This is a genomic window from Flectobacillus sp. (genome assembly GCF_049240685.1).
GTDB lineage: Bacteria > Bacteroidota > Bacteroidia > Cytophagales > Spirosomataceae > Flectobacillus.
In genome coordinates this window covers 12,648-19,381 of sequence record NZ_JBMLSD010000356.1, presented here as the reverse complement: position 1 = coordinate 19,381, position 6,734 = coordinate 12,648, and the positions used below count along the sequence as shown (strand labels likewise).

The window sequence follows — 6,734 nt, the reverse complement described above, 5'->3', positions numbered from 1 at the left end:
ATTTACACCAACACTCCAAGCTTTTTTACTTGGTGGTGCTTGTCCCATGGCCAAATCGCCACCTGCATCGACCAATGAGGCAGCCAAACCCTCCTTTGCCAAAAAGTCTACTACCTTTTGAGCTATATATCCTTTGGCTATTCCTCCTAAGTCTAGTTGCATAGCGCTTTTGTTAAGCTTAACCGCATGTGTCTTTTCGTTCATCTGTACCCATTGAAACCCTATGCTAGCTTGGGCTTTATGAAGTACTGAATCAGCAGGTAACTGTTTTTCTTTTCTAGCTTTTCTCCAAAGCTTGACTAGCGGTCCTATCGTAATGTCAAACGCACCATTACTTTTTTGATATGCGACTTGTGATTGCTTTAAAATATCCCACAAAGCATCGGATACACCTGCACTTTGTCCTTTCTGAGATAGGATGCTTAGCTCGCTTTGAGCATCATAATCACTGTAAACTTGATTAAGAGAATCAACTAGCTTATAGGCTCTGGCAGTTGCACTAGAAACCTTCACAGAATCGTTGCTATATACAATAATAGAAAATGGCGACCCCATTTTGGGTTGTGTAAAAGTCCATTTGCGAAAAGTTTGAGCTGAAGATTTGGTAGCAAAAATGAGTACCAAAAGAATCATTAAAGAAAATCTTGTTTTCACAGAATCAATACGTTCGAGGTTTGAATGTTACCAAATAATAGGACAATTTAAGAAATAATCATCTGTTAACTTGCCCTGTTTTGCGGAGTCTTATCTCTGATTAAATCGCTATTTTGTTTCTATATACTATGGCGTAGTACCATTCTTTTGTGCGATAACATCGGAATTTATATATCTAACAAGGTATTCGGTCGAATAAATCGGCCTATTAGCAGTAAATCCACTCAGATGCTCACTCGGTCTATTAAAATTATCCTAATTTTATGCCGTTTTCAAAAGTATTATCCTGCTATAATTGGCGTATTTTAACTATACTATTTTTCAAAAATATTCCTGTAGCGTTTGACTTTTTCATTTTTATATGGTCAAAGCAAAAGTTTTCAAACTTTCTCTAAAACTAGATATTATCTAAAATTGAGAATTGATATTGTGATTAAACAAAGTTTCTAATTTATATTTGTACTAATTCTAAATAAGCAAAGCTTATTTGTTTTGAGTCGTCAAAACTTCAACCCGATAAAACATACATATTTCAAATGAAAAGAATCTTCATTGCTGCATCTTTGGCACTTTTTAGTTTTGCTGCAAGCGCACAAAGAAATACCTTATTAGAACAATCTTTTTGGAGAACTCAACCAAATGCTGAAGCTGTCAAAGCTGAAGTAGCAAAAGGAAGTAACCCTTCTGAACTAAATCGTCAGGCGATGGACCCAGTGGTAATTGCCATTAATACTGGTGCACCAAACGAGGCCATCAAATATTTGTTGGAACAACCTGGTAATGATGTAAACAAAATCACTCACGATGGACGTATCTACTTGCACTGGGCTACAGCTAAAGGTAATATCGAAATCATGCAGTTGTTGATTGATAAGGGTTCAAAAGCAAGTATGGTAGATGCCCATGGAACTACTCCATTAAACTTTGCTGCAGGCAACGGACTTACACCAGAAGTAATCGACCTTTGTGTAAAAGCTGGAGCAAATTTGAAAAAAGACGTCAACCAAGATGGTGCAAACGTATTGTTACTTGCTGTAGCGGGAGATAAAGACTTGGCGATTACTAATTATTTAGTATCAAAAGGTTTAGATATTAAAAGTGTTGACAAAAATGGCAATAATATTTTTGGCTATGCCGCTCGTAGCGGAAACGTTAATCTTTTGAAAGCTTTAGTACAAAAAGGTATCACGCCAAACGATAACGCTATTGTGGTTGCTTCGCAAGGCGGTAGAAGAGGTACAACTCTTAATTTAGAGTTTTTTGAATATCTTGAAAGTTTAGGCGTAAAACCTACAGCAACAACTAAAGCTGGCGAAAATGTTTTACATTTCTTGGTTCGTAGACCTAATCAAAAAGAAATTATTGAGCATTTCTTGGCAAAAGGAGTGAATGTCAATCAAGCAGACGAGGAAGGTAACACACCATTTATGTTTGCAGCTGCCTCAAATAGAGATTTGGCGACATTAGGATTACTTGCATCAAAAGTATCAAACATCAATCAAACGAATAGTAAAGGCGAATCGGCTCTTTCATTGGCTGTAAAAGGAAACTCTCCTGAGGTTGTTAAGTTTTTGATAGAAAAAGGTGCTGATGTAAATGTAGCAAACAAAGACGGTGAAAATTTGTTAGCCTATTTGGTACAATCATACAACGCAGGTGGCTTTGGTGGTCCTGGGGCTCCAGGAGGACAGGGTGGCCCACAAGGTGGAGCTCCTCAAGGTGCTCCGCAAGGCGGTGGTGAAGGTCGTGGTGGTTTTGGTGCAAAAACTGAAGACTTTGATGCCAAGTTAAAAATGTTGGAAGAAAAAGGATTAAAAGCTACTACTTCACAAAAAAATGGTAATACCTTGTATCATTTAGCCGTTATGAAAAATGACCTTGGACTTCTCAAACACATTCAGGCACTTGGTATTGACGTAAATGCTAAAAACTCAGAAGGTATCACAGCGCTTCACAAAGCAGCCATGATTGCCAAAGACGATACCGTTATGAAATACTTGGTATCTGTTGGTGCTAAAAAAGAAGCTGTTACTAATTTCAACGAAACGGCTTTTGATTTAGCTTCAGAAAACGAATCACTTTCAAAATCTAAAATATCTATCACATTCTTAAAATAGTAAAATGCTTAAATTCTTAAAACTAGCCGTTATTACAATAATCGCTTCATTGGGTGTTTCTAGCGTAGCTCAAGCTCAGACAACGAAGTACAAATGTATGATTCAAATGACCAACTACATGGGCGAAGGAGCCTATATGGTTGTGTCTATCGTAGATGCTAAAGGTGCTTATGACAAAACTTTGTATGTATTAGGTTCTGATAAAAAATGGTACAAAGACCTTAAAGAATGGCACAAAGCTTTCTCAAAAAAGCCAAGTAACTTAAGCGCTATCACGGGGGCATCTGTAACAGGTGGCGACCGTAGTGTGGTTGTACTTGAAATCGAAAATGCGAAATTGAATGCCAACTACAAAATTCGTTTTGAGAGTGCCGTTGAGGATAAGCCTTATTACGTAAAAGATTTGGAGGTTCCATTAACAACAGATGGCTTAGCGGCTAAAAGTGAAGGAACAGGTTATATCCGTTATGTAAGATTTAGTCCTGCAAACTAGCATAAGAGGATTCAGACACAAAGTAACAGCATTCAATTGCTTTACTTTGTGTCTTTCCCATCAGTTAATCAACCAACTCTCAAAATATGAATCTCACTATATGGAGATACAGTCACCTCACGTTGGCGGTATCTTCTTTTCTTTTTCTGGCCCTTGCTGCTATTACTGGTATCATTTTGTCGTTTGAACCAGCTTTAGAAAAAATCAACAGACCCAACACTCCATCACTTAGTCAGGTAACGTTGGCCGAAAGTATTCCTGTTTGGAAAAAACAATATCCTTCAATTAGTCAGGTGGAGGTAGATGATTTTCATTCTCTAGTAGCCAAAAGCTCTGATTTTCCGAAAGATATTCAGGAGGGATACATTCATCCCAAAACTGGAGAATTTTTGGGTGCGTCTAAACAAAAAGGTGCTTTCTTTGAATGGGTTAATGCTTTGCACCGCTCTCTATTTTTACATGAATTAGGGCGTTTTTTTGTAGGACTCACCGCTTTCCTCCTATTCTTAATTACGATTTCGGGTATTTTACTGCTTATCCAACGTCAACAAGGTATTCGTAATTTTTTCAAAGGTATCCCCAAAGATAGCTTTGCCCAATACTATCACGTGGTGCTAAGTCGTTGGTCGTTATTGCCCATTTTGCTCATTGCTTTGACGGGAGCCTATCTTTCATTGGTACGCTTTGAGGTTTTTCCTGCTGCCAAAATAAATCTTGAGGTGGATTTTGATAAAATAAAAGATACACCCCAAAAGAAACTGGAAGATTTTCCTATTTTCAAAAATACATCCCTCGCAGAAATAAAAAGTATTGAATTCCCTTTTTCTGAAGATCCTGAAGATTATTTTACTATCAAGCTCAAAGACCGAGAAATTGCTGTAAATCAAATTACAGGCGAAATTCTTGCCGAACAAGCTTATCCTTTTACGCAAATTATGAGTACCCTCAGTCTCGATTTGCATACTGGTAGAGCGAGTATTATTTTGGCTATCATTCTGGCTATTGCTTCTGGAAATATTCTATTTTTTATCTACACTGGGTTTGCCATTACTTTCAAAAGACTTTCTGGAAAATCGAAAAATCAATTTACAGCTGAAGAAAGCCGTTTTGTTATCTTAGTTGGTTCTGAAAATGGTAGTACTTGGGATTTTGCGAATGGTTTTTATCAACAACTGGTCAAACTTGGAGAGAAAACCTATATCTCGACACTCAACGAATATCAGAGCTACCCAAGTGCCGAACATTTGGTAATATTTACCTCTACTTACGGGGCGGGTGATGCCCCAAATAGCGGTAACAAATTCCAAGAACTACTTAAAAATATTTCGCAGTCTCAAAATATTCACATTTCGGTTTTAGGTTTTGGGTCACGTGCTTATCCAGATTTCTGCCAGTTTGCTTACGAAGTCCATCATGCATTAAGTAGCAAATCATGGGCGACACCTTTGTTGGATATACATACCGTAAATGACAAGTCAGAGGAAGATTATGCGCTTTGGGCAGAAGCTTGGTCAACAAAAACAGGTATCAGTATTTCGAGTAAAGCACCGCTAAAGCAACCAAATAATTTTAGAAACCTAGAGGTGGTTTCAAATACTTCGAACCAACACGACGATACTTTCTTGATTAAGTTGAAAACTAAAAGATGGACAAAAGTAAAATCAGGAGATTTATTGGCGATATATCCTGCCAATGACCATCGTGAACGCCTGTATTCGATCGGAGTTGTAGATAAAAGTGATATTCAGTTAAGTGTAAGATTACATGAAAATGGACTAGGCTCAGGATTTTTGCATCGACTCAAAGCTGGAGATACATTCAAAGCTAAAATTGTTCAAAATAGCCATTTCCATTTCCCTAGAAATAGTCCCGAAGTCATCATGATTTGTAATGGTACAGGTATCGGTCCTTTTTTAGGAATGCTTAGTCAAAACACCAAGCAAATACCATGTCATTTGTATGCAGGTTTTAGAGATAAAGGCTCGCTTAGTTTGTATCAGTCTCAGTTAGACGAATACAGTGAACAAAAGAAATTGAACAAACTTACGGTAGCACTATCTCGTGAAACTGAAAAGCAATATGTTGGGGATTTGATTAAGAAAGATGCCAGTCAAGTGGCTACTGTACTACAAAATGGAGGAGTTATTATGATTTGTGGGTCGTTGGCTATGCAAAAAGATGTAATGGTCGTACTAGAACAAATCTGTAAGAAAGAACTTTCTCAGTCCTTGAGTCACTACCAAGCACACGAACAAATTCTTTCAGATTGTTATTAATTTTTCCGATAGAGTGCGACTGAAGTCGCACTCTAATTAGAAAAAATCAAATATTAAAATTTCTAAACTTATTTCAAGATAAAATCCTTGATATTCAGATTTTTAGTAGTTACCACCTTCCCCTCATCTGTTATCAAAATCGCACTATATTCTGGGTGTTTTTTCAAAAGCTTCAATCCTTTATCTTTTCCCAAAACCATAATGGATGTACTAAAGCCATTGGCTGTTTCGGCACTTGGACCAAAAACAGTTACACTACAAAGTCCAGTCGCAGGGTATCCCGTTACAGGATTGATGATATGCGAATAGCGTTTTCCATTAAATACCACAAATTTCTGGTAGCTCCCCGAAGTTACTACAGCGCTTTTAAGAAGTGGTATTATCGCAAAAACGGTATCTTTTTTCATAGGATTGGTAATTCCGACTGTCCAAGGCGTACCATCTGGTTGGTTACCCCAAGTATTCATATCTCCAGAACCATTGACAATACCCGCCTGAATACCCCTTGCCAACATCATTTCACGGCAACGGTCGGCTGCATAGCCTTCACCTAATGCTCCAAAGCCAATTTTCATTCCCCTTTTCTTCAAAAAAATTGTGCTATTGGCTTTATCTAACTCGATGTTTTTGTAACCAACTTTTTCTACTGATTTTTTAACTGCCTCTGGCGTTGGCATTTGTGTCATAGAGCCATCAAACTTCCAGATTCTATCCATTGCTGCAAAACTAATATCAAAAGCTCCGTTTGTTATTTCAGAAAAATGTAGAGCTCTTTCTGTCAACTCAAATACTTCTGGGTCAACTTTTACAGGTTTGATTCCTGCATTACGATTTACATCCGAAATCTGAGTGGTACTTTTCCAATCTGAAATCAAGTATTCAATTCTAGAAATTTCAGCAATGATATCCTCAATACTTTGTTTGGCAGTTGCCGTATCCTTCGCAACAACAGTAATGTCAAACCTCCCCCCCATCAGCAAAGTCGTTTTCTTTTTAAGAACCTGTGCTTGAGAAGCAATTGAAAAAAGAAATAGAAATATAAAGATTATTTTGTGCATAAATTTAGTTTCGTTAAGTACCGAGATAAGAGTGAATAAATAGTAGTACTGAATTATGAGCTGTGAATTGTGAATGTATTTTTTTATATCAAAAATTGATTTTACCTGCATTCATAGGCTTTATGTTTTTAGCTTA

General features: G+C 37.3%; 5 protein-coding genes. 3 read left to right on the top strand and 2 right to left on the bottom strand.

Annotated features, from left to right (window positions below):
- On the bottom strand, positions 1-654 hold a 654-nt coding region (locus tag ACOVQ4_RS16195), incomplete at its 3' end, for an FAD:protein FMN transferase (protein WP_421821665.1).
- Between the two features lie 536 nt (positions 655-1,190).
- Between ACOVQ4_RS16195 and ACOVQ4_RS16190 the strand changes: the two genes are divergently transcribed.
- The 3 genes from ACOVQ4_RS16190 (at position 1,191) to ACOVQ4_RS16180 (ending at position 5,540) form a co-directional block, all read left to right on the top strand.
- Entirely contained in the window at positions 1,191-2,771 is a 1,581-nt protein-coding gene (locus ACOVQ4_RS16190) for an ankyrin repeat domain-containing protein (RefSeq protein ID WP_421821664.1), read from the top strand.
- 4 nt (positions 2,772-2,775) lie between these two features.
- On the top strand, positions 2,776-3,264 hold the full coding sequence (locus tag ACOVQ4_RS16185) for a DUF2271 domain-containing protein (protein ID WP_283374041.1): 489 nt from the start codon (positions 2,776-2,778) through the stop codon (positions 3,262-3,264).
- Between the two features lie 86 nt (positions 3,265-3,350).
- Positions 3,351-5,540 carry a PepSY domain-containing protein gene (locus tag ACOVQ4_RS16180; protein WP_421821663.1) on the top strand — a complete coding sequence of 730 codons (2,190 nt, stop codon included), beginning with the start codon at positions 3,351-3,353 and terminating at the stop codon, positions 5,538-5,540.
- Between the two features lie 68 nt (positions 5,541-5,608).
- On the opposite strand, the gene ACOVQ4_RS16175 is transcribed toward ACOVQ4_RS16180, so the two are convergent.
- Positions 5,609-6,598: an FAD:protein FMN transferase gene (locus ACOVQ4_RS16175; protein WP_421821662.1), complete on the bottom strand. Its 990-nt coding sequence runs from the start codon at positions 6,596-6,598 to the stop codon at positions 5,609-5,611.
- Positions 6,599-6,734 lie beyond the last annotated feature (136 nt).